Source organism: Desulfobaculum senezii, from assembly GCF_054657395.1.
The window spans coordinates 1,302,081-1,323,681 of sequence record NZ_BAAHYU010000002.1 but is presented as its reverse complement, the minus strand read 5'-3'; the positions used below and the strand labels follow the sequence as shown (position 1 = coordinate 1,323,681).

The following is a 21,601-nucleotide window of genomic DNA, read 5'->3' as shown; positions in this document are numbered from 1 at the left end:
GCGTTACTGCAACGTTGTTGCGTCTGGCTGATACTGTCGCGTGGCCTGCTCAAGACTGTCAAGCTTGAGGTCAGACGCGGCCATACGGCCATAGAGCGTATCCGGTGCGGAATCGGCCAGCTTGCCCAGCATTTCGCGCCACTTTTTGGTGTCGCCAATTTTTTTGTGCAGGCCCGCCATGCGGTAATGCAGGGCGCGCAGGCTTGGGTCGCCCTCAGGGATATGCTTTTCATACTCCTGCGACCACTTCAGGGCCTCGGGCACACGGCCGGAGCGCTCGGTCACATTCACAAGAATGCGCAAGGTATCGCGAATCTTGCTCTGGTCCTCGTCCCTGCGGAGCAAGGTATCAAGGGCCTCCTGCGCGTTGTTGTAGGCAACCTTAAGCTGCCCCTTCTCCTCGGCCTCAAGGGCCATGAAGTACAGGGCGTAGGCGCGCTGGCGCTCGTCAAGCTGGCGGTCCTGCGCCAGTTCCATCCACAGGGGACGGCTCTTGTCCAACTGACCAAGATTCTCGTGCGCAAGGGCTTCGGCGTAGCGCAGTTCGCGGCGATGGTCCGGGGAAAGCTCCCACTCCTTCACGGCGTCTGCAGTCTCCAGCACCTTTTCCCACGCCTGATTTTCCAGATACACGGACAGGGCAAGGCTCATGGCCATTTCCGAGGCTTCGGGAATCTGCGCCTGTTTCAGGAACGGCGTCACGATATCCAGCGCGCGCTCGGGATTGCCGCGCTTCCAGAAACTGAGGGCAAGGGCCATACGCGCGCCGGGTGAAAGCTGCTCGCGCTGTTTGCGCAGGAAGTCGTTTTCCTCCCACAGCTTGATAATCATGGGGTAGTTTTCCTCGCGCACCAGCGGTTCGACGAACTGGCTAAAGGATTGCAGCCCCACATCCATGGCGCGGGGGAGCAGCTTGTTCTCCGGGTACTTCTGGGCGAAGGCCCGCGAAGAGGCAATGGCGTCGAGGTATTTCTTGTTCCACATCTCCCAGATGCCGCGCTTGAGGTGCGCCAGCGGCGCAAGCGCGCTCTCCGGGTGGTCCGCGATGATTTCGTTGTAAATCTCGGACGGCTTGAGGTTCAGCGGCTTGTCAAAGATGCTGTACATCTGCTCCACGGTGGGAGCGTCGTAGATGCCTTCCTCGGCAAGGCGCATCTTGGAAATCAGCCCGCCCTCGCGGTCCGGGAACTCGGTGACGGCCTTTTGGTACACTTCGCGCGCGGCGGCGGGCTTGTCCGTCTTGACGTAAATATCGCCAAGGCGGGCAAGGATGATGTCCGCGTCGTCGCCCTTGGGGTCGATGTTGTAATACGACCAGTAGTAGTCCTTGGCGGCCTCGAAATTGTCCACCTGATAGGCGGCGTCGCCCTGCAACTGCAGGAACGGCGGGAACTCGATATAATAGCGCGGCCAGCGCTTTTCGATAAAGTCCACAATCTGGAAGGCCTGCTTGTCGTAACCCAGCTCCTTGAGGGACCGGGCCAGACCAAGGGAAGCCTCGCGCACGAACTGGCTGTCCGGGTAGACTTGGACAAGGTACTGGAACTCGTCCGCTGCGCGCTGGTAGTTCTTGTTTTTGAAATAGTAGTCACCCCAGTAATAATAGGTCAGGGGGACATTCAGGTCGTTGGGGTACTTTTTGCGCAGGCGGTTAAAGAACGCCGTCGCTTCGGGAATATTGCCAACCTTGAGGTTCAGCACGCCGCGCTTGAGGAGCGCTGTGGGCACGCGCTGGGAGTCCAGATTGGAGTTCATGGCGGTTTCGTACGCGCCGTTAATCTCGTCAAAGTGGCTTTCCAGCTCACCCGTGTGCTTGCTGTAGAGCACATCGGCCTTCATATAGAGCGCTTCCTCGCGCATGTCGTCGGGCACGCGGGTGTCGCGGGTCAGGATATCCAACTGTTCCAGCGCGGTGTCATACTCTCCCATGCTCTGGGCCGTCTGCGCGCCCAGCATCACTTCCTCAAAGTCCGGCGTCTGCGTCGCATTGGTGGCGTTGGTGGCGTTGTCCTCGGCCGGAGTCATCTCCGCTTCGGCCACAACCGTTTCCTCCGGCTGCTGGGGCGATTCCGGTTCAGGCTGCACTTCCGGCTCGGGCTGCGGCTCTTCGGCGACGGGCTGCGGGAGCGCGTCCGAAGCCGCCCTCACGCCGGACATATCATCCTCAGGCGCGCTGAGGGGAGTTGCGTCGGCCTTGGAACCACGGTTCACCTTGGCGCGAACGGCCCACGGCATGGACTCGTCACGCAGAAAATCAGCCACCTTCTCGCGTACACCAGTGCCATTGGCCTTCTGCTCCACACGCTGCGACGGCGTCTTGGCGGCAGCGGAGACCTGCGGTTCCGGCGTGGCGGTGGTATTGGACGCCACAGGACGGCGCACGGCCTGCGGTGCCGTCAGCTTCTGACGCACCTCGGGGACACCTTGCCCCTTCACCACCCGGCCACGAAAAACATTGCCGGAATCCTTGGCCGCGTCGTCGCCACTGTCCACGCGTTGGGACATGGACTTCGACTCGGTCTGATTGGACGCGGCGGCGCGGGAGGGTGCGGTGGCATTGGCCTGAGTGGCATTGGTGCGGGATGGGGCGGCGGTACGGTTCCCCGTCGCATTGGTCTGTGGCGCGGCGGCGCGGCGTGGCGTGGTGGCATTCACCTTCGGCGCGGTACGCGTCGCGTTTTTCGCCTTGGGGGCGGGCTTTTTGGCGGGTGCAGGCGCTTTGGCCTGCGGCGCCTCAGCCCCTGCGCGCGGCGTCCACCGCGCGCCCAGCGGGTCCGGGAAGACGTCCACCACAAGGCGCGGCGGGTTCTCCAGCGTGAAGGCCACATACCCGAAGGCATCGGTCTTTAGCCCAAGGGTTGCCCCGTCCGGCTTTGGGGTGACGCTTCCCACAATGTTTGCCCCGCCAAGGTCCGGGCGGCCCCCGGTAACGGTGCCCATACCCTCCGGCGCGGCAACAGTCAGACTGCGCTTGCCGGTACGGACGACGTCATACTTTGGCAGGTTGTCTGGAAAGGTAAAGACGACGCGTTCCTTATCCGGGTGAAGCCCGAAGGAATACGACACGGCCCGGCCGGATGCCGGGAAACAAAGCCCCGCAAGGCTTGCCAGCAAGAGGATGCAGAACAGGCTGCTAATAGTACGAACGCTCACGACAACTCTTTATGCAACAACCATGCAAAACGCTTACAAATGCGTCCTGCACGATATGTCTTTGCCACGGGAAGCCCCAATCGGCGGGGACCGCTGACAGTCACAGGATTACAGGCCTTTCTTCTTCAACTTTTCGATGAGCGTCGTCCGTTTGATGCCGAGGATCTCGGCAGCCCGGTTTTTGACGCCATCGGCCTGTCCCAGGGCCTCCACCAGCAGCTTTTCCTCCACCTTGTCCAGGAAGGCCTTGAGGTCAAGGTCCTTGTCCACAAGGTCCTGAACCTGCGGCCATGCAAAGCCGGCAGGCACAGCTGGGGGCATTTCCTCCATGGGGCGCTCGCGTCCGATGTCCGACCAGATTTTCTCCGGCAGGTCTTCGGGCGTGATGGTATCGCCATCGCAGAGGATGGACAGCCGCTCCATGAAGTTTTCCAGTTCGCGGATATTTCCCGGCCATGAGTAGGACAGGAGCATGGCCCGCGCCTCCGGACCCAGCCTAAGCGGCGCGCAACCCTGTGTATCGGTGAAGCGTTTCAGAAAATGGTCTGCAAGCAGCGAGACGTCGTTCCCGCGCTGCCGCAATGGCGGCAGGTGCAAAGGAATGACGTTAAGACGGTAGAACAGGTCCTCGCGGAAGTTGCCCTTGTTGACTTCGTCCTCAAGGTCGCGGTTGGTGGCGGCAACGATGCGCACATCCACCTGTTGGGTTTTGCTTCCGCCAACGCGCTCGAACTCGCGCTCCTGCAGTACGCGCAGGATTTTCACCTGCAAAGAGAGGTCTAATTCGCCTATTTCATCAAGGAATATGGTGCCGCCGTCGGCCAGCTCAAACCGGCCGGCGCGCGAACGGATGGCATGCGTAAAAGCGCCCTTCTCGTGCCCGAAGAGTTCGGACTCCAGAAGTTCGCGCGGGATGGCCCCGCAGTTGATGGGGACAAAAGGCTTGTCCGCCCGTTTGCTGTTGGCATGGAGTGCGCGAACCAGCAGTTCCTTACCGGTTCCGGATTCACCCGTGACAAGGACCGTACTTTCGGTAGGGGCGACCTTGGCGAGCACCCCGAAGACTTTCTTCAGGGCCGGGCTTTGTCCTATGATACCACTCTTAACGATATCCATTGATCCTCCACATGAGCCCCGGTTGCCGGTCCCCCCTCTGACAAGCACCGGAAACAACGCGTAAAGACACACGCTATCAGCATATTGCTGTCAATACACTGACGCAAAGTCAAGAAAACTTTTAGAAAACCAGGACACACGTATGCCGAATACTGGCTACTGACGGTATTTTGTCAGCATTTTCGGCATCTCACACTTGATTATCAAGAAGCGTACCAAGCATTTCGTCCTGTGTGCGAACAACAGCAGCGGACGCTTCGAAGGCCCGCTGGTTGGACATGAGCGTGGTCATTTCCACGGCTAGGTCCGTCTGCGATGGGGCTGGGGACGGCAGGACGCCGCCCGCGGTGGGCACGGCACTGCCCTCCTGGCTGATATCTGCAACGGCGACGCCGGAATAGTCCGGGCGTTCCTCAAAGTCCGTGCGCGAGGGCATGAACTCCTCGGTATTCACATTGGCAATATTGTTCGCCGTCACGGCCTGCGCCGTGGAGAACGCACTGAGAGCTGATTGGGCTGTGCCTAGCACTTTCATGGGAAAACCGTCCTTTTCGGGTCACGAGGGCACACGAAGACCCCTCGCTGTCTATCAGGTTCTCACAAGTCGTTGTCCATTTCAATAATGGCATACGCGCTGTGATTGTGAATAGACTCCTGGCTCTCCACCTCGACCTTAAACCACGACACCTGCTCCAGCTGGCGCAGTTCGTGCGCCGCCGCGCGCACCACGTCTTCTACGAAGGCGGGGTTGGCGAAGGCGTCGTCCGTCACGCGGCGCTCATCTTCCCTCTTGAGGAGCGCATAAACCGGGGACGACCCGGCGCGTTCGGCAATGCCGATAAGGTCTTCTATCCACACCATACCCTGCGAACGAGTCCGAACCCGCACAATGGCGCGCTGGCTATGCGCCCCGCCACTTGAAATGGCAAGGGAGCACGGGCACACCGTCATAACGGGTACATCCACACCCAGTTCGAAGGTCAGATTCCCATTGTCCAATTCGCCTACCAGGCTGCACTGGTAGTCCATTGGTGCCGCGGTTCCCGTCTCCGGCGCATTGCGCAGAAGAAAGTACGGAAACCGAAAGATCAGGTGCGCACGCTCGGCCTCGAGCCGGGTCCGCACATCCCCCAGCAGGCGCATAAAGCTGGCGTAGTCCAGCTCCTCGCTCCACTCTTTGAGCGCTTCGATGAAGCGGCTCATGTGCGTACCCTTAAAGCGTGCGGGCAAATCGACGGAAAGGTCAACCTGCGCCACGGTATGCTGCACCTCGCCCTTGTTGTCCCGGTTTTTTACCAGAACGGGCAGGCGCAAATTCTTCACGCCGACTCGGTCGATGGGCAACGCCACATCGGCCGGGCCGCTTTGTACATCCTTCATTGGGTCTATACCAAGTCCTGTCCGGTAGTAGTCAGGCTCAGCTTGCCGTGCTTGACGCCCTTGGTCGAAGCCAGCCGCTGGCCGAGGCTGCGGATCCTGTCCGCAGGGCCTTTGAGGACGAGCACCTCAAGGCAGTTGTGATGGTCCAAGTGGACATGCAGCGTCGAAAGAATAAGCTCGTGCGCCTCGTGCTGCAACTCCGTGAGACGCTGGGAAAGGTTGCTCTGGTGGTGGTCATAGACCATGCTGAGCGTTCCGGCAACTTCCCTATCGGACTCTTCCCACTCTTTCTTTACCAGCGTGTTACGAATGAGGTCGCGAATGGCCTCGGAACGTGTTTGGTAGCTGTGCTCTTCGCAATGCTTGTCGAACTTGTCCAGCAGGTCGGAATCAAGCGAGACACCAAAACGGATCGTCTTTCCCATTGCGTCCTCCGAAATGATCGGGGTTTTCATACCAGACCGTTATGGTCAAGCATTTTTCGTTATTTCAAGGATATGCACGGTCACGGGGTGGCCTTCCCACTGCATGGTTTCGGTGACCACGCGCCGAAAGCTCCAGCCCAATTCTCGCACGGCGCGTTCAAAGGGCTTCGCAACAGCGCGGCCGGGTTCTGCAATCCATGCCACGCCATCCGCCGCCAGAGTGTGGTCCAAAAAATCCGTCACCGCGCCGATAAAGCGCTTTTCGTAGATAATATCCCCGGCCCAGATGAAGTCCGCCGCCCCTGCCGCACACGCGGCGGAGCGCCAATCCATCTGCACCCACAGGGGCTGGCTGACGCCGTTGAGCGGCGCATTGCCGTGGGCAAAGACCAACGGCTCATATTCATAATCAAAGGCCAAAACCCGCGCGCCGTACAACGCGCCCACAAGGGCGGTCAGCCCAAGGCCGCACCCCATGTCCACCCCAACGCGGCCCGCGATGCGCTCGCGGTTTTGCGCCAGCCAGTTGGCCAGCACCACGCTGGAGGGCCACAGTTCGGCCCAATAGGGCAGGCGCTCGTCCTGTCCAAAATCGTCCTCGCCAATGCTCTCCCACAGTGTTTCAAGGTCGGCCGTGCGCTCAATAAGCCACGTCCGCCCCGCCGCGGTCACCTCAAGGCGCTGGCGCGGTCCGTTCACATCAATGTGGGGGGTTTTGTCCTGCATAATCGTGTCACTTCCTTACAAACGTGGGATGCAGCAATTATTGCGCTCCACTCCACGTCCGGCGCTACACCCGCAGTAACACGATGTCAATAGACCCGGCATACAACGCACCATTTTTCACACGCAGAATATGACACCCTGCGCCGAAAGCGCGCGGATTTCGTCCTCTGGCGGGCACCAAAGGAGTATGCATGGCCCGGGGGAGGGCTCGGCATAATTTAATACGGCGTGGAGCGCAATATCAGCACGCCCGTGGACGCCTGACACAGGGCAAGCGCAACCAGCAGCACCATGCACAGCCCATGAAACACGGGGAGAAGAAGCCGCTTGGCACGGCGCACATGCATCAGCCAGCCCGCGCCGCCGCCCAGAACGAGCAGCGGCAGGATGTACCAAACCGCATTAACGAAGTGCCACCCCGTGCTGCCAAGCTCGCCGGTACGGTGCCACGCAAAATACATCCCACCCGGCATACCGAGCACCATCCCCAGCACCACCACAGCGCCAAGAAAAACGTGCCGCCCGTACGCGAAGCGTGCCTTGTGCCCAAAATGCAGCATTCTCGCGCGCTGCGTTCCCGTATAGAATACATACAGGGCCACAAGAATAAGCACGCCCATAAGGGCCGGATGAAACATGTGAAGCAGCTGATGCATGGTGCCTCCAGAAATCTTTCCGCCCCCGCGCATGAGGGCCCACACCGGGCTGGACTAGGGGGCGGGGCATGTGCAACTGTCTGTTCGCCCTACGACTTCAAGCGAGACTACCATAATGATAACAATCCACAACGTCTGCTTCAGCTACAGTGGCGCCCCGGCCACGCTTCAGGATATTTCCCTGTCCATCCCGGCGGGCAGCATCGTGGTGCTTGCCGGGGCCAACGGCTCAGGCAAAACCACCCTGCTTTCCCTGCTGGCGGGACTGCTGTCGCCGAAATCCGGGAGCATTGCACGCGGCCCCATCACCACACCCGGCGATGAAAAGGCCTTCCGGCGCAGCGCCGGGCTGCTGCTGCAGGACGCGGACCTGCAAATTCTCGGCTCCACGGTGGAGGAAGATCTGCTCCTTGGCGGGGCAGGACCACAGCGCAGCGCAGCCGCCCGCGACATGGCCCAGCGCTTTGACCTTCTCCAGCAATGGCAGACCCCGGTTCAGCACCTGTCATGGGGGCAAAAACGCAAGCTATGCCTTGCCGCAACTCTCCTGCGCGAACCGGAATTCCTGCTCCTTGATGAACCCCTCAGCGGGCTGGACTACCCCGGCATGCGCGAAATGCGCAGACTGATTGAAGACAGCAAAGAGGCCGGACTCACGCAGATTATCACCTCGCATGACCTTGCCCCGCTGGTGGACCTTGCCGACATCATCGCCGTGATGCACGGCGGAAGACTGGTGCGCGCCGGACGCCCGGAACAGGTGCTGGACGGCATTGCAGAATATGGCGTGCGTCCACCGGACAGCTGGACCTTGGACCGCACCCTGCGGCGGTGGGAATAGCTATGCAGGACGGAAAACGCCTTGCGCCCACAGCCGCCGCGCCCCAAGCCAGCGCTACACATGGCGGCCCCGCCCAGCCGCCCCACTTCGTGCTGGACCACCGGGTCCGCATCCTGCTGGCCCTTGGTTTTGGCCTGCTTATCCTCCACACCGGGGCGGTTGGCCTTGGCGTTTTTGCCGGAGCCGCCGCGGCGTTGACGGCGTTTCTCAGCCGCCGGTCTGCGGCTGACCTGCGGCTGACCGCTGCGGCGGGGATTTTTGTGTGGCTGTGGACCGTGGTGAAGTGCCTCGTGGAACTCTGGAGCGGTGCGTCCGTTGCGGCGGCCCTGACAGAGAGCGGCCTGCTTGGCCTACGGCTGGGGCTGCTTATTCTGGTGGGGCTGTGTCTTGCGCTGTCGTCTTCGCCGCGTAAGCTGGGGCTGGCCTTAGCGTGGATGCTGCGCCCAGTGCTTGGCCGCCGCGCGTGGAGCGTCGCCCTCGCCCTTGCGCTGATGATCCACTTTTTGCCGCTGACGTGGCAGACCTTTGCCCGCTTGCGGCAGACCATGCGCCTGCGCGGGACCAACGTGCCGTGGCGGCAACGCCTTATCCTGCTTCCGCAGGCCGCACTCCGCGCCCTCAGCCAAAAAACATGGAACCAGACCATAGCCATTGCCTCGCGCGGTCTGGACGAAGAAGCGGCGTGGCGGGAACCTTTCCCGGCCAACGCCGCTCATTGGTGCTTAGGAAGCGTCGCCCTTCTTGCCGGGTTCATCCTCGCCCGGCTGTGACGACTCCGGCTGGGCCGACTGGCCGCCGTCATCGCTGGCGGCGTCGCCCTGCCCGGCTGGGGCGGATTCCGGCGCGCGGGGAGCAGACTTCTCCGCGTCCGGCTCTTCATTCTCCGAGTCCGGTTTTGCGTCCAATTCAGCGTCCGGTTCACCCTCTGACGCGGCAAACTCAGGGCCCAGCGCGATGGGTTCAGGCGCGGATTCGGCCTTTGGCTGAGCGTCTGCCGCATCGCCAGCGCCTACCACTCCGTCAGCATCCACAGCGCGCTCAGCATCCCCAAACCGGGGAGCCGTTGAAGCGGATTCGCCAAGCGGCGTGTAGCCAGCGGGAAATGCGCCGCCATCCGCGGCCTCGCCTTTTCCCGCGTCCTGCGCCGCGCTGTCCAGCTCCGCCCACGGGTCGCTCGCTTGTCCCGTCTCAGCCTCCACGCGAGGCATTCCGGCCACAGCGCCCGTAGGTGCGGCAGACGGCGCATCCATCGTGGCGAGGGTTCTGCCACGACGCTGGGCACGGCGGATGTCGCGCTGCAAGCGGTGCGAGCGCACTTCTGCCGCGTGCTCCACAAAGCTGCGCCACATCACAAGGATAGACAAAACCAGCAGGGCGGTATCACGCCAGACCGAATACATCATCTCGCCCTTGGCGTCTGGGCGCACGGAAAAGCAGCCACAGCTGATGTCCAGCCCGCGGGAGACGTTGTACCACATGACAATAATGAACACCGTCAGCATGCCCGTAATAAGCACGGACGCGCCGCGCACGGCCACGCCGCACACGAGGGCCGCGCCGCACACAAACTCCAGCCACGGCAACACCATGGACACGGGGTTGATCGCCTCGGGCGGCAGGATTTGGTAGTTCTGCACCACCTGCGCAAACAGGCCCGGCTCCAGTATCTTCATGACGGACGCGGCCATGAACACCACGCCAAGGACGATGCGTCCAAAGTCTTCCACTCTGCTCATTCGCTCTGCTCCACGTCGCCCTGAACGTCCTGCCAGCCTTTGAATCCGGCCTCATAAATCAAAATATTGGTGTAGCCCAGCATCCGCAGGTTCTCGCCCAGCTCGTGGCTCATCATACAGCTGGCGGAACTGCAATAAATGACAAGGGTGGTTTCGTCCTCGGGCGCGCCAAGCACGGCCTCCACCTCGTCGGCAAACATGCCCGGGGCAATGTTCACCGCGCCGGGGATGTGCCCCGCCTCGTAGTCCTCAAGAAAACGGGCGTCCACAAACAGTGCGTCCTGCTCGGCATACAGCCGCAGGGCCATATCGGTCCCAATGGTGCCAAGCTCCTGCGGCTCCGGCAGTTGGTCCGCACTCTCCACGGCAACCTCCGGCCGCAGGGGCTGGCGCTCCCACGTCAGGCCCTTGGGGTGATGGTCGCTCAGGAGATGCGCGGCAACCACGGACAGCACAAGCAGCGCCACCATCTCATACACAAAGGTAATCTTCGGAGAAAACAGTCGCATTTCGCCTCAACTTGTCTGAACTCTTGCGGTTTTATCACGGAACCGGGAAATACTGCGTCACACACGCCCGATCATCAAGTCTTTTCTCCGGTTTTGCATGCGGGTGCGCTGCATGATACCATATCCCCTATGTTTCTCATCAAACTCATAGGCGGAATACGCAAAATGCTCTCCCAATACAAGGACATGTCCCCAGACAAAGCCCGCGCCTACATGGCGTCCAATGCCCAAGGGACCTACACCCTCCTCGACGTCCGTCAGGACTGGGAATATGAGGAGGAGCACCTGCCGGGGGCGCTGCATATCCCCCTGCCCCGTCTTGCCGAGGCCCTGCACACTATTCCGCATGATAAACCTGTCATTGCCTATTGCCACTCCGGCGGACGCAGTTCGGCGGCTGCCAGCATGCTGCGCAGCGACGGCTTTGGCGAGGTGTACAACCTTGTCGGCGGCATTGCGGCGTGGACCGGCGAGGGCGCGGTAGGCCCAGCCAGCGCAGGATTTGTGTTCTTTAGCGGCGAGGAAACCCTGTCGGAAATCATCGCCCTAGCCTGCCGCATGGAGGAGAACCTTGGCGAGTTCTACCAGCGCATGGCCGAGGACAAACGCGCCGAAGCGCCAGAAGTCGCAGACACCCTTGAGCGTCTCGCGGGCTTCGAGGCCAAGCATAAAACGTGGCTGCTTACCGTCTACCGCCAGCATACCGGCGAGGAATTGGACCAAAGCCAGCTCACGGCGTCCGCCCAGCCGCAGGACGCACCGCCCCTTGAAGGCGGCTTGACCGCCGATGAATTCATTAAGCGCAACATGCCTGCGCTCACCTCGCCAAAAGGCGTTGTGGAAGCAGGTATGATGTTTGAGGCGCAGGCGCTGGACCTCTACATGCGCTACGCCCGAGAGGCCGGGGTGCAGGAATCGCGCGAGTTGCTCCTCACCCTTGCGGATGAGGAAAAGCGCCACCTCAAGGCCCTTGGCACACTCATGGACCGCATGCAGCCCGCCTAACGGCCGCCCCATTGCAGACACAAAACGGCCCCGCAGGACAAACCTGCGGGGCCGTTTGACGGTGCGGCCTTGGCGCGCTGCCGTTACGCGTCCGTCTTTTCAGGCGCGGCTTCGGCGGCGTCCACAGGGCGGCGCATATAAATGATATATTCCTGATTGCCCTTGGGGCCTTTGATGCGTGAGGGGATAACGCCGACGAACTCCAGCCCCATATCCGCCACCAGCGCATGGACAACCTTGTCCACGGCCTGCTGGCGCAGGCGCTCGTCCTTGACCACGCCCTTAATGGTCTGCGACGCGCCAACCTCAAACTGCGGTTTGACGAGGGCGGCAATCTCGCCGCCGGGTTTCAAAAACCGCACACTCGGGCCCATGACCTTGACCAGCGAGATGAACGACACATCCGCCACAATCATGTCCACAGGCTCGGGGATAAGGTCATCAGCGGCGAGGCGCATATTGGTGCGCTCCAGGTTCACCACGCGTTCATCAGTGCGGAGCTTGGCATCCAGCTGACCGTACCCCACGTCCACGGCGTAGACGCGCGCCGCACCGTGCTGGAGCAGGCAGTCCGTAAACCCGCCCGTGGACGCGCCAACGTCCAGCGCAACCTTGCCCTCGCAGGACAGGCCAAAGTGCTCAATAGCGGTGAGCAGCTTATGCGCCCCGCGCGAGACAAAACGGTCCGCGCCCTTCACGGACAGTTCGGCGTCCTCGGCCAACTGCTGGCCGGGTTTGGACACAGGCTCCCTGCGGCCGTCCAGTTCAATGAAAACCTGACGCGCCATGATGAACCGCTTCGCTTTCTCGCGGCTATCGGCCAATCCCTGCTGGAACACGAGCTGGTCGGCCCGTACTTTTTTCTTTGCCATACATTCTTCGCACGTTGATGTTAATCGGTCCGCGCTCTCATTGCACAGACGGCGCCGGAGGGCAAGTGCGCGGCAGTATTCCACGCTTTGCAGCGTCTATTTGCCATAGCCGCTTCCGTGCTTTATCACTATGACATGAGGTAGGCGATTTGCATACGCCGTCCTGCGGCTCACCCTCCAGCCCAAGTGAAACTATGGCGGCACCACATTCTGCCACTGTCCGGAGCCTGACCCGAACCATCAAGCAGCGCATGTTGCTTCTTGCCGTTGCGGCCATGGCCCTCACCGGCGGACTGTGGATATACAGTGAATACGCCATGTTTCAGGCCACCTCGCAGGAGCTGAAACAACAGCATATTCTCGAAAGCCGCCTTGTCCTGCGCGAAGAAGTCACACAGGTGCTCGACTATATCTCCTACCAAAAAAGCACCACGGACACCCGCCTGCGTCGCGCCATCCGCGACCGCGTTGAAGAAGCCCACGCCATTGCCAGCCACCTGTACAGACTCAATATCGGCCCCCTTGGCCCAAAGCGCACCGGCGCCCTCATCCGCGAGGCCCTGCGCCCCATCCGCTTCAACTCGGGCCGGGGGTATTACTTTGCCACGGATATACACGGCGTGGAGCAACTCATGCCCGTGCGCCCCGAGATGGAGCACACAAACATTCTGGGCCTACGCGACCCCAGTGGCCGCAGTGTGGTGAAGGACCTCATCGATATTGCCGCCACCAAGGGCCAAGGATTCTATAGCTACCTGTGGCCAAAGCCCGGAAAGCCAGCCAGCCCGGAACCCAAAATAGCGTACGTGAAGCTGTTCCAGCCCCTTGGTTGGATTCTCGGCACCGGCGAATACTTGGAAAACGTAGAGCAAGTCATTAAGGCGGAGACGCTGGACCGCATAGAGCGCATCCGCTTTGACGAAACGGGCTACGTCTTCGCGCTGGATATGCACGGCATCATGCTGGCCAACGGCGCGGAGCCAAGCCTTGCCGGAAAGTCCATGAACGCCACCACCGATGAAGACGGCCGCCCCCTCATCCCACAGGTCATCCGCGCCGCAACATCTCCGGGCGGCGGTTTTTTGCGGTACGTGTGGGAGAAGCCCGCAGGTCCGGGACGCTACCCAAAGCTGACGTATTTTCTGCACGTTCCGCAGTGGAACTGGATTCTTGGCGCCGGGGTGTACCTCGACGACCTCGACAGCGCCATGGTCGCCATGGAAGCCGACCTGCGCGCCGACATCCGCGACCGCGTTTTGACCATTGGGGCCATCATGGCCGTGCTGCTCATCAGCATCACCATCATCGTCCGGGTGTTGACGGCCCGGCTCAACAGCAGCTTTGCCGCGCTGACCAACTTCTTTCGCGAGGCCGCATCAGGAGCCGCCTACATCGACCCGGAGGCCATGGTCTTTAACGAATTCCGCCAGCTGGCCGCCCCGGCCAACGAGATGGTCCGCGAACGTTCCGCCGCTCTTGCGGAACTCGCTAAAGCCCACAGCGAGCTGGAAGAACGCGTCCGCACCAAAACCGCCAAGCTCCGCCAAATGAACAACGACCTCCTCCAGCGCGAGGAGCTGTTGCGCGTGACCTTCAACTCCACTGGCGACGGGCTGCTGGTGACGGATACGGCGGACTACATCATCAAGACCAATCCCCGCTTTCATGAACTGTGGGGCATCCCCCCAAGCGACGCCCCCTCTGGCTTCAGTGTCCGGCGGGTGCGCGAGCGCATTGCCGAACAATTGACGGTGCCCCCGCAGTGGCCCCGCCCCACCGTTGCCACGGTGGACGCCGCTCTCTTTGACGAGCTTATCTGCACGGATGGGCGCATCATAGAGCGCGCCACCTACCCCCTCGTCAATGCAGACGCCACGCTGGGCACCATTTACAACTTCCGCGACATCACGGAAAAAAGGCGGGCCGAGGGCGAACTGAGCCGCCTGCGTCTGCTGCTGGGCAACATTGTGGACTCCATGCCCTCGGTGCTGGTGGCCGTGGACGAGTTTGAACGCATCATTCAGTGGAACCGCGCCGCACAGGACTATACGGGCATCGACATGCAGGGGGCACTCGGCGAAAAGCTGGACGATATCCTCCCGGCCATGGCGGGGCATATGCCCATGGTGCGCCACGCCATCCATCAAAAGGAACCACAGCATACCCCGCGCCTCGTCCATGTTGCGGACGGCGAACAGCGGTTTTACGACATCACGGCCTATCCACTCGGCACGGAGACGACCTCCGGCGCTGTCATCCGCATTGATGACGTCACCGAACGCGTGCGCATTGAGGATATGATCCTCGAATCCGAAAAAATGGTCTCCCTTGGCGGGCTGGCCGCAGGCATGGCGCACGAAATCAACAACCCTCTCGGCGCCATTCTGCAATCCAACCAAAATATCATCCGCCGCCTCTCCCCCAATCTGCCCGCCAACGCCAAGGCCGCCCGCGCCACCGGCGTGGACCTTGAGGCAGTGAGCGAATACCTCCACATGCGGCGCATTCCTACCTATCTGGAGGGCATTGCCGAGGCCGGCAACCGCGCGGCCACCATCGTGCGCAACATGCTCGATTTCAGCCGCCGCAACGACACCAACAAGCGCCCCTACCACCTCAGCTCCATCCTTGATGATGCCGTGGAACTTGCGTCCAAGGACTACCAGCCCGACAAGCAATACGACTTCCGCAACATCACCATCCAGCGCGACTACGACGCGGACGTCCCCCTTGTGCACGTCAGCCGGACGGAAATTGAACAGGTGTTCCTCAACCTGCTCAAAAACGCCGGGCAGGCGCTGGCGACAAAGTCATTCGAAAACGATACGCCGCACATTACGCTTCGTATTTCGCACGACACCGAGCGCGTGCGCGTGGAGGTGGAGGACAACGGCCCCGGCATGGATGCGGCCCTCAAACGCCGCGTGTTCGAGCCCTTCTACACCACCAAGGAGGCCGGCGCGGGGACCGGCCTTGGGCTGTCCGTGTCGTACTTCATCATTACCCGCAACCACGGCGGGGAATTCCGGGTGGACTCCCAGTCCGGCGAGTGGACACGCTTCACCATCACCCTGCCCGTAGGCGGCGAATAAAAAAAGGGACGCCCTCTCAGGCGTCCCCGTCATGTCGTCTCTCTGTATCCCGCTCTAGCGCGACTTCAGGCCAAGGCGATCCACGATGCTCGTGGCGCAGGCCTTGGTGTATTCGGCCTCGCTGAGGCGCTCCTTCTCCCCGGCGTCAATGACGCGCAGGGGGGTGTTGGTGCGCTCCGGGTCCGGCGTAATGCCGTACTCGGGCGGGAAGGCATTCTGGAAGTACATATCCTGAAAGCCAATGAACTTCAGCATATGGGCGGTGGCGTCCAGCACGGCGGTCTCGTCCTTGTGGATAAGGCCGGCCTCGCGCGCCTTCATAAGCCCGGCGAGGCATTCACCGCCCTGCGTGCAGGAGATATGTCCGTGGCGGTTGGCCAGAAGCATGCCCTCGATAATTTCCTGCTCCGTCACCTGCACCACCTGGAAGCTGCCCGCTCCGGCCACGGCCTCAAAGCGTTCAGCAAAGGAGCGCACGCGGGGGAAGGACACAGGATTGCCAATCATCGCGGCCTGCGCCACGCTGGGTTCCACCTGCATGGGCTGCCACTGGCGCTCTTCCGGCGCGGCGGCGTAGTACTTGAACACCGGGTCCGCGTGGTGGGACTGCACGCCAAACACACGCGGCAGCGCGTCAATCACGCCAAGCTCGTGCAGCTTGAGGAAGCCGCTCATGATGGCGGTAATATTGCCCGCATTGCCAATGGGCACAAACACGGCCTTTCCGGCGAGGTCCCAGTCATACCACTGGGCGACCTCAAAGGCGAAGGACTCCTGCCCGAGGATGCGCCATGCGTTCTTGGAATTGAGGAGCGCCACCTGATAGTTGTCCGCAAGGTGCTCAACAACCTTCATGCAGTCGTCAAACACGCCGGGCACTTCCAGCACCACAGCGCCACTGCCCAGCGGCTGGGCCAACTGCTGCGGGGTCACCTTGCCCTCGGGCAGCAGTACGGCGGACTTGATGGCGCTGTCCGCGTAGGAGGCATACAGCGCCGCAGCGGCGGAGGTATCGCCCGTGGAGGCGCACACCGCCAGCACTTCATCAAGGCCCTGTGTGCGGATGAGGTGGTTCAGGAAGCTGAACGCACAAGCCATGCCCCGGTCCTTAAAGGACGCGCTGGGGTTCTGGCCGTCGTTCTTAAAGGCCATCTTCTGCCCGCCCAGCTGGTCGCTCAGGCGGCGGCTGGAGTGGATAATGGGAGTGTTGCCTTCGCCAAGGTAGACAATGTCCCGCTCATCCATCACCGGAGCCATCAGCTCATAGAAACGGAAGATGCCTCGCAGGGCGTCGGTCTTGGAGGCGGCGCGGTCATCAAAGATGCTCCGCCACGTCTCGCCGGACGTCTGCTTGAGGGCGTCAAAGCCAGTGTCGCGCAGCAGGAACACGCCGCCACAGTCCGGGCAGGTGTAGTGCAACTGTTCGGTGCCATAGGTGGCGCCGCAGCCAAGGCAGTAATATTCCATGCGTCCCCGGTACTCCGGAAACGCGTTCCTCTCAGACATTGTCCTTTGTCCTTCTCGTTTCACACAGGCTAGAGGTTGGGCGCGGCGGGCGCGGGGGGTCGTCGCCCCGTGCGCCCCACCACACCGCAAGAAATGCCAGTTTACGCGGGCCAGACCGACCCGGCGGCGTACCACGCCATAACCACACCAATGCCGACCTTGCTCACAAGGCCAAGGAAGGTGCCATACATGGCGCCCACAGCGGCGCGGCGCGCGCCCTCAAAGTCGCGGCCGGACAGCCGCTCCGCGGCAAGGCATCCGCCAAACGCGCCAATAAGCGCGCCGGGCAGCGCCCCAACGCCCAGCAGGAACCCAGCGCCGAATATCGCGCCGACAATGGCCCCGATAACGCCGCCCCAGTTTCCGCGTGTGGACGCGCCGTAGCGGGAGGCCCCTTTCATGCGGATGACGAATTCCAGCGCCTCGCCAAGGGCCGCAAGGGCGGCAAGGCCGCCAAAGCCCAGCCACGAAAGCGCCATATCAGGATGCGTCACCTTCCACAGCCCCACAAGGATCAACACAATCCAGTTTGCAGGCAGCGAAAAGATGTGCAGCAGCAAAACGCCAAACATGATGACGATGAAGCCAACCGCAAGGAACTCAGCCATACAGTCTCCCTAGTACACGCTGCGCAGGTCCTGAACCCGCTTGGCCTTGCCTTCGCTCTTGGGCAGGCTGTTGGCCTCCACGAGTTCCACCTTGGGCGTGATGAGTATCTCGTTTCGCAGCGACGTCTGAATGCGCTTTTGCAGGGCATTCAGCGCGCGCATGTCTTCAATGAAAAATTCGCCCTTCACTTCCACCCGCACGCGCATGTAGTCGATGTGCCCGTCGTTATCCAGCTCAATGAGGTAGTTCTGGCCCACCTCGGGCATGGCCATGAGCACTTGCTCAATCTGCATGGGGTAGATGTTGACGCCCTTAAGGATCATCATATCGTCCGCGCGGCCCTTGATGCGGTCGAGGCGGCGGTGCTGGCGGCCGCAGGCGCAGGTGCCGGGAATAAAGCGGCACAGGTCGCGCGTGCGGTAGCGGATAATGGGCATGCCCTCGCGCTGCAGCGTGGTCATGACAATCTCGCCCACTTCGCCTTCCTTCACGGGTTCAAGGGTCTCGGGATTGATGATTTCCACGATGTAGGCGTCTTCCCACACGTGCATGCCGTCCTGATGCTCGCACTCGAAGGCAACGCCCGGGCCGTTCATCTCGGACAGCCCGTAGGAGTTGTAGGCCTTAATGCCGAGGGCATCCTCAATCTTGCGGCGGGTCTCCTCGGTGTGCGGCTCCGCGCCGATGAGCGCGACGCGCACGTTGAGGTCCTTTTTCGGGTCAATGCCGCGCTTTTCGAGGGCTTCGGCAAAGTACAGCGCGTAGGACGGAATGATGTGGATGGCGCTGGTCCTGAAGTCCTGCATCAGCTTAATCTGGCGCGAGGTGTTGCCCGCCCCGGAGGGGATGGTCAGGCAGCCCAGCCGCTCGGCGCCGTAGTGGACGCCGAGCCCGCCGGTGAACAGCCCGTAGCCGCTCATATTCTGAAAGGTATCGCCGGGCCGGATGCCAATCATGTGCATGCACCGCGCCATGAGGTCGGCCCAGGAATTCAGGTCGTTTTGCGTGTAATAGACCGCAGTGGGATTGCCGGTGGTGCCGCTGGACACGTGCAGGCGCACAAAGTCCTCGTGCGGCACGGTCAGCAGCCCATCGGGATAGCTGCCGCGCAGGTCGTCCTTGGTGGTAAACGGCAGACGACGCACGTCGTCGATGGAGCGGATGTCCGAAGCGGAAACGCCACTCAGCCTGTCCCTATACAGGCGCGAGTTGCGTGCACGCTCAATGGTGCTTTGCAGTCGGACGAGTTGAACCTTTTCGATGTCCTCACGGGAGTAGGTCTCGGCTTTGTCGAAGTACACAGTCGGCTCCAGATGCGGTTGAGTGTGACCTGCGCGGGGTATGTCAAGAGTTCGTGTAGTCAGCAGCTTCCGCGGGGACGGCGAGGTTCTCGAAGGCCGTGTGTTCCTTCATAAAGGCAAGGTCCACCGTGCCGGTGGGACCGTTACGGTGCTTGCCGATGATGATTTCGGCCACACCCTTTTTGGGATTGTCGTCGCTGGTGTTGTAGACCTCGTCCCTGTAGAGGAAGACGATCATGTCGGCGTCCTGCTCAATGGCGCCGGACTCACGAAGGTCAGAGAGCTTGGGACGTTTGTCCGTGCGCTCTTCCACCTTACGGTTCAACTGCGACAGCGCGATCACGGGCACCTGAATTTCCTTCGCCAGTGCCTTGAGCGTCCGTGAGATTTCGGAGATTTCCTGTTCACGCGAATCGATGGTGCGACCTGCTCGCATAAGCTGCAGGTAGTCGACGATAACCAGTCCCAGTCCCTTTTCCGCCTTGAGTCGGCGGCAACGAGCGCGAAGCTCCAGCGTGCTGATTGCCGGTGTGTCGTCAATGTAAATGGGACAGGCTGACATATCTTCGGCGGCGTCGTACAGGCGCGCCCAAGCCTCGTCGTCGATGAAGCCCCTTCGCATGTCTGCAAGGTTAACTCTTGCCTTGGTACAGAGCATACGCATCATCAACTGGTCCATGCCCATTTCCAACGAAAACACAGCGGTGGGCGTTCCGTAATCGGAAGCCGCCCTCAGCCCAAGGTTCAGGGCGAAGGAGGTCTTACCCATTGCGGGACGTCCGGCAATGATAATGAGGTCAGTAGGTTGCAGGCCCGCTGTCAGCTCGTCAAACTTGTAGTACCCGGTGGGTACGCCGGTGACGAGCTCCTTGCGGCTGTAGAGTTCCTGCAGTTTTTCAAAAACCTGGTTCACCAGCTCCTTGGACGCAACAAAGGATTTATTCGAGCGCTGCTCAGAGATGGCAAAGATGGACTGCTCGGACTCGTCCAAGAGCGCGTCCACATCACTGCCGCTGTCGAAACAGTTGCCAATGATGTCCGATGCCACGCCGATAAGCTGGCGCTGAACCGACCTGTTGCGAACAATCTTCGCATGGTAGAGGGCGTTGGAGGTGCTGACCGTGGAGTCCGCCAGTTCCGCCAAATAGACGGGACCGCCCACTTCGTCCAGCTTGCCGAGCATCCGAAGTTCTTCGGCGACGGTCAAGAGGTCCATGGGAATGGACTTACGGAAGCATTCCTGAAATGCCCGGAATATGATGCGGTGGGCCGGTGAATAGAAGTCGTCCTCGGACAGGACGTCCACCAGATCATGAAATACGTTGGACTTTAAAAAAACACCCCCCAAAACCGCCTGTTCGGCTTCGAGGTTATGGGGGGGGACTTTCCGCAGCATGTCGCCAGACGCCCTGGAAAGGGTATCTGCAACAGCGGAACCCCCGGTCCCCTGAGGGGACCGGGAGATATCGTTGCTAGGCCTGTTCGGATTCTTCGGCCTGTCCTGCGTCATTTACAGCTTCTTCTTCCGCTACCTCGGCCGGAGCCTCGGCGGGTGCTTCAGGTTGTTCTTCCAGGGCAGCCTCTGCCTCTTCGGCAGTGATGGGCTGGCCTTCGACCCAGTCGTGACGGACAACACACACGCTCAGTTCGCACTGCACGTCGGGGTGCAGCTTGACGGGCACGCCGTAGCGGCCCAGGGAGCGGATGGGGTCGCCAAGAATAATCTTTTTCCTGTCGACTTCCAAGCCCTGATCGGCAAGAGCCTGCGCAATGTTGGCATTGGTGACGGAGCCGTACAGCTTGTCGCCGTCGCCCACACGCATGCGGAGCACGATGGTGGCGTCCTCCAGCTTCTTGCCCATTTCTTCGGCGTCGAAGCGGATCTTGTCCATCTGTTCCTGGAGCTTCTTGCGCTCCAGTTCAAAGACTTTCATGTTGGCTTCAGTAGCCACCATGGCAAAGCCCTGAGGCAGAAGGAAGTTGCGGCCATAGCCGGGCTTTACGTCAACGACGTCGCCCAGGCGGCCCAAATTGTCGATATCTGCACGAAGAATCAGTTTCATGACAAGCCTCCCCTAGAGCGTCCTTTTCTTGACTGCACTGCTGTGCACGGCAGTGTAGTACAGAAGAGCCATCTGCCTTGCGCGCTTGATCGCAACGGTCAGGCGACGCTGGTGCTTGGCACAAGTGCCAGTGATGCGGCGAGGAATGATCTTGCCGCGCTCGGTCACGAAATCACGAAGGATATCGGGGCGCTTGTAATCGATGGGGAGTTCCTTGTCTGCGCAGAAACGGCAGAACTTCTTCCGCGGAGTGAATCTCTTTTTGAAAGCCATTATGCGTTCTCCTCAGCTTCAACCTTGTCGGCCAGACGAACGGTGACAAACTTGTAGATACCGTCGGTGATACGGACGATGCGTTCCAGCTCGGCAACGAGCTGGCCGGGAGCGGTGTACTCCAGGCGCACGTAGTAGCCGCGGGTCTTCTTGTTCACGGCATAGGCGAGGTCGCGCATGCCCCATTCGTCGACAGTGAGCATCTTGCCGCCTTCGCGGTCGACAACAGCGCCCAGGGTGTCGAGAACCGTCTGACGTTCCTCGGCTGACAGCTCAGGAGAGAGCAGCAGCAAAGTCTCGAACTTTCTCATGAATTACTCCTCATGGTCTATTGGCCC

Annotated in this window: 21 protein-coding genes; 4 read left to right on the top strand and 17 right to left on the bottom strand. The window is 61.1% G+C overall.

What is annotated here, in order from left to right; translation table 11 throughout:
* Positions 1 to 3: 3 nt before the first annotated feature.
* From ACYQ2T_RS06750 to ACYQ2T_RS06720, 7 genes are all read right to left on the bottom strand, one after another.
* Complete coding sequence (locus ACYQ2T_RS06750; RefSeq protein WP_459899496.1) at positions 4 to 3,153, bottom strand: tetratricopeptide repeat protein; 3,150 nt, start codon at positions 3,151 to 3,153, stop codon at positions 4 to 6.
* 108 nt (positions 3,154 to 3,261) lie between these two features.
* Positions 3,262 to 4,269, bottom strand: coding sequence for a sigma-54 interaction domain-containing protein (locus ACYQ2T_RS06745; RefSeq protein ID WP_459899494.1), 1,008 nt, complete (start codon positions 4,267 to 4,269; stop codon positions 3,262 to 3,264).
* Between the two features lie 190 nt (positions 4,270 to 4,459).
* The gene (locus ACYQ2T_RS06740) at positions 4,460 to 4,804 is read right to left on the bottom strand and encodes a flagellar basal body rod C-terminal domain-containing protein (RefSeq protein ID WP_404844678.1); all 345 of its coding nucleotides are present in this window, start codon (positions 4,802 to 4,804) and stop codon (positions 4,460 to 4,462) included.
* A gap of 62 nt (positions 4,805 to 4,866) precedes the next feature.
* Positions 4,867 to 5,649 (bottom strand): GTP cyclohydrolase FolE2, encoded by a 783-nt coding sequence (gene folE2 / locus ACYQ2T_RS06735; protein WP_404844677.1) that lies wholly within the window; start codon positions 5,647 to 5,649, stop codon positions 4,867 to 4,869.
* A 5-nt stretch (positions 5,650 to 5,654) separates the two neighbouring features.
* Positions 5,655 to 6,074 (bottom strand): nickel-responsive transcriptional regulator NikR, encoded by a 420-nt coding sequence (gene nikR, locus ACYQ2T_RS06730; RefSeq protein ID WP_404844676.1) that lies wholly within the window; start codon positions 6,072 to 6,074, stop codon positions 5,655 to 5,657.
* Positions 6,075 to 6,119: 45 nt separating this feature from the next.
* Positions 6,120 to 6,800 carry a class I SAM-dependent methyltransferase gene (locus ACYQ2T_RS06725; protein ID WP_404844675.1) on the bottom strand — a complete coding sequence of 227 codons (681 nt, stop codon included), beginning with the start codon at positions 6,798 to 6,800 and terminating at the stop codon, positions 6,120 to 6,122.
* A gap of 218 nt (positions 6,801 to 7,018) precedes the next feature.
* On the bottom strand, positions 7,019 to 7,456 hold the full coding sequence (locus ACYQ2T_RS06720; RefSeq protein WP_459899490.1) for a hypothetical protein: 438 nt from the start codon (positions 7,454 to 7,456) through the stop codon (positions 7,019 to 7,021).
* Between the two features lie 115 nt (positions 7,457 to 7,571).
* On the opposite strand from ACYQ2T_RS06720, the gene ACYQ2T_RS06715 reads away from it, so the two are divergent.
* Complete coding sequence (locus ACYQ2T_RS06715) at positions 7,572 to 8,297, top strand: energy-coupling factor ABC transporter ATP-binding protein (RefSeq protein ID WP_459899489.1); 726 nt, start codon at positions 7,572 to 7,574, stop codon at positions 8,295 to 8,297.
* Positions 8,298 to 8,299: 2 nt separating this feature from the next.
* Positions 8,300 to 9,067 (top strand): hypothetical protein, encoded by a 768-nt coding sequence (locus tag ACYQ2T_RS06710; protein ID WP_459899487.1) that lies wholly within the window; start codon positions 8,300 to 8,302, stop codon positions 9,065 to 9,067.
* Here the strand turns inward: ACYQ2T_RS06710 and ACYQ2T_RS06705 are convergent.
* Positions 9,020 to 10,033 (bottom strand): MauE/DoxX family redox-associated membrane protein, encoded by a 1,014-nt coding sequence (locus tag ACYQ2T_RS06705; RefSeq protein ID WP_459899485.1) that lies wholly within the window; start codon positions 10,031 to 10,033, stop codon positions 9,020 to 9,022. The genes ACYQ2T_RS06710 and ACYQ2T_RS06705 overlap by 48 nt on opposite strands.
* The gene (locus ACYQ2T_RS06700; RefSeq protein WP_459899483.1) at positions 10,030 to 10,542 is read right to left on the bottom strand and encodes a rhodanese-like domain-containing protein; all 513 of its coding nucleotides are present in this window, start codon (positions 10,540 to 10,542) and stop codon (positions 10,030 to 10,032) included. Before ACYQ2T_RS06700 ends, ACYQ2T_RS06705 begins: the two co-directional genes overlap by 4 nt.
* Before the next feature lie 165 nt (positions 10,543 to 10,707).
* On the opposite strand from ACYQ2T_RS06700, the gene ACYQ2T_RS06695 reads away from it, so the two are divergent.
* A complete protein-coding gene (locus tag ACYQ2T_RS06695; protein ID WP_459899481.1) occupies positions 10,708 to 11,547 on the top strand; it encodes a rhodanese-like domain-containing protein in 840 nt (279 codons plus the stop codon).
* Positions 11,548 to 11,630: 83 nt separating this feature from the next.
* Here the strand turns inward: ACYQ2T_RS06695 and ACYQ2T_RS06690 are convergent, their stop codons facing one another.
* Positions 11,631 to 12,419 (bottom strand): TlyA family RNA methyltransferase, encoded by a 789-nt coding sequence (locus ACYQ2T_RS06690; RefSeq protein WP_459899479.1) that lies wholly within the window; start codon positions 12,417 to 12,419, stop codon positions 11,631 to 11,633.
* A gap of 194 nt (positions 12,420 to 12,613) precedes the next feature.
* Between ACYQ2T_RS06690 and ACYQ2T_RS06685 the strand changes: the two genes are divergently transcribed.
* Positions 12,614 to 15,511 carry a cache domain-containing protein gene (locus ACYQ2T_RS06685; protein ID WP_459899477.1) on the top strand — a complete coding sequence of 966 codons (2,898 nt, stop codon included), beginning with the start codon at positions 12,614 to 12,616 and terminating at the stop codon, positions 15,509 to 15,511.
* Between the two features lie 54 nt (positions 15,512 to 15,565).
* On the opposite strand, the gene thrC is transcribed toward ACYQ2T_RS06685, so the two are convergent.
* From thrC to rpsF, 7 genes are all read right to left on the bottom strand, one after another.
* Positions 15,566 to 17,017: a threonine synthase gene (thrC, locus tag ACYQ2T_RS06680; RefSeq protein WP_459899475.1), complete on the bottom strand. Its 1,452-nt coding sequence runs from the start codon at positions 17,015 to 17,017 to the stop codon at positions 15,566 to 15,568.
* Positions 17,018 to 17,118: 101 nt separating this feature from the next.
* Positions 17,119 to 17,625, bottom strand: coding sequence for a DUF456 family protein (locus ACYQ2T_RS06675; protein ID WP_404844665.1), 507 nt, complete (start codon positions 17,623 to 17,625; stop codon positions 17,119 to 17,121).
* A 9-nt stretch (positions 17,626 to 17,634) separates the two neighbouring features.
* Positions 17,635 to 18,927: a phenylacetate--CoA ligase family protein gene (locus tag ACYQ2T_RS06670; RefSeq protein WP_459899472.1), complete on the bottom strand. Its 1,293-nt coding sequence runs from the start codon at positions 18,925 to 18,927 to the stop codon at positions 17,635 to 17,637.
* Between the two features lie 43 nt (positions 18,928 to 18,970).
* Positions 18,971 to 20,437, bottom strand: coding sequence for a replicative DNA helicase (gene dnaB / locus ACYQ2T_RS06665; protein WP_459899470.1), 1,467 nt, complete (start codon positions 20,435 to 20,437; stop codon positions 18,971 to 18,973).
* Positions 20,400 to 20,990, bottom strand: coding sequence for a 50S ribosomal protein L9 (gene rplI, locus ACYQ2T_RS06660; protein ID WP_404844662.1), 591 nt, complete (start codon positions 20,988 to 20,990; stop codon positions 20,400 to 20,402). Before rplI ends, dnaB begins: the two co-directional genes overlap by 38 nt.
* Positions 20,991 to 21,002: 12 nt before the next feature.
* Entirely contained in the window at positions 21,003 to 21,263 is a 261-nt protein-coding gene (gene rpsR, locus ACYQ2T_RS06655) for a 30S ribosomal protein S18 (RefSeq protein ID WP_404844661.1), read from the bottom strand.
* Positions 21,263 to 21,574 (bottom strand): 30S ribosomal protein S6, encoded by a 312-nt coding sequence (rpsF, locus tag ACYQ2T_RS06650; protein ID WP_459899467.1) that lies wholly within the window; start codon positions 21,572 to 21,574, stop codon positions 21,263 to 21,265. Before rpsF ends, rpsR begins: the two co-directional genes overlap by 1 nt.
* Positions 21,575 to 21,601 lie beyond the last annotated feature (27 nt).

What these genes read in the sequence shown, in the direction of transcription:
- ACYQ2T_RS06675 (WP_404844665.1), bottom strand. Translation starts at nt 17,625, where the DNA reads ATGGCTGAGTTCCTTGCGGTTGGCTTCATCGTCATCATGTTTGGCGTT.
- nikR (WP_404844676.1), bottom strand. Translation starts at nt 6,074, where the DNA reads ATGGGAAAGACGATCCGTTTTGGTGTCTCGCTTGATTCCGACCTGCTG.
- ACYQ2T_RS06710 (WP_459899487.1), top strand. Translation starts at nt 8,300, where the DNA reads ATGCAGGACGGAAAACGCCTTGCGCCCACAGCCGCCGCGCCCCAAGCC.
- ACYQ2T_RS06725 (WP_404844675.1), bottom strand. Translation starts at nt 6,800, where the DNA reads ATGCAGGACAAAACCCCCCACATTGATGTGAACGGACCGCGCCAGCGC.
- dnaB (WP_459899470.1), bottom strand. Translation starts at nt 20,437, where the DNA reads ATGACGCAGGACAGGCCGAAGAATCCGAACAGGCCTAGCAACGATATC.
- folE2 (WP_404844677.1), bottom strand. Translation starts at nt 5,649, where the DNA reads ATGAAGGATGTACAAAGCGGCCCGGCCGATGTGGCGTTGCCCATCGAC.
- rpsR (WP_404844661.1), bottom strand. Translation starts at nt 21,263, where the DNA reads ATGGCTTTCAAAAAGAGATTCACTCCGCGGAAGAAGTTCTGCCGTTTC.
- ACYQ2T_RS06695 (WP_459899481.1), top strand. Translation starts at nt 10,708, where the DNA reads ATGCTCTCCCAATACAAGGACATGTCCCCAGACAAAGCCCGCGCCTAC.
- thrC (WP_459899475.1), bottom strand. Translation starts at nt 17,017, where the DNA reads ATGTCTGAGAGGAACGCGTTTCCGGAGTACCGGGGACGCATGGAATAT.
- ACYQ2T_RS06740 (WP_404844678.1), bottom strand. Translation starts at nt 4,804, where the DNA reads ATGAAAGTGCTAGGCACAGCCCAATCAGCTCTCAGTGCGTTCTCCACG.
- ACYQ2T_RS06690 (WP_459899479.1), bottom strand. Translation starts at nt 12,419, where the DNA reads ATGGCAAAGAAAAAAGTACGGGCCGACCAGCTCGTGTTCCAGCAGGGA.
- ACYQ2T_RS06700 (WP_459899483.1), bottom strand. Translation starts at nt 10,542, where the DNA reads ATGCGACTGTTTTCTCCGAAGATTACCTTTGTGTATGAGATGGTGGCG.
- ACYQ2T_RS06705 (WP_459899485.1), bottom strand. Translation starts at nt 10,033, where the DNA reads ATGAGCAGAGTGGAAGACTTTGGACGCATCGTCCTTGGCGTGGTGTTC.
- ACYQ2T_RS06715 (WP_459899489.1), top strand. Translation starts at nt 7,572, where the DNA reads ATGATAACAATCCACAACGTCTGCTTCAGCTACAGTGGCGCCCCGGCC.
- rplI (WP_404844662.1), bottom strand. Translation starts at nt 20,990, where the DNA reads ATGAAACTGATTCTTCGTGCAGATATCGACAATTTGGGCCGCCTGGGC.
- rpsF (WP_459899467.1), bottom strand. Translation starts at nt 21,574, where the DNA reads ATGAGAAAGTTCGAGACTTTGCTGCTGCTCTCTCCTGAGCTGTCAGCC.
- ACYQ2T_RS06745 (WP_459899494.1), bottom strand. Translation starts at nt 4,269, where the DNA reads ATGGATATCGTTAAGAGTGGTATCATAGGACAAAGCCCGGCCCTGAAG.
- ACYQ2T_RS06685 (WP_459899477.1), top strand. Translation starts at nt 12,614, where the DNA reads ATGGCGGCACCACATTCTGCCACTGTCCGGAGCCTGACCCGAACCATC.
- ACYQ2T_RS06720 (WP_459899490.1), bottom strand. Translation starts at nt 7,456, where the DNA reads ATGCATCAGCTGCTTCACATGTTTCATCCGGCCCTTATGGGCGTGCTT.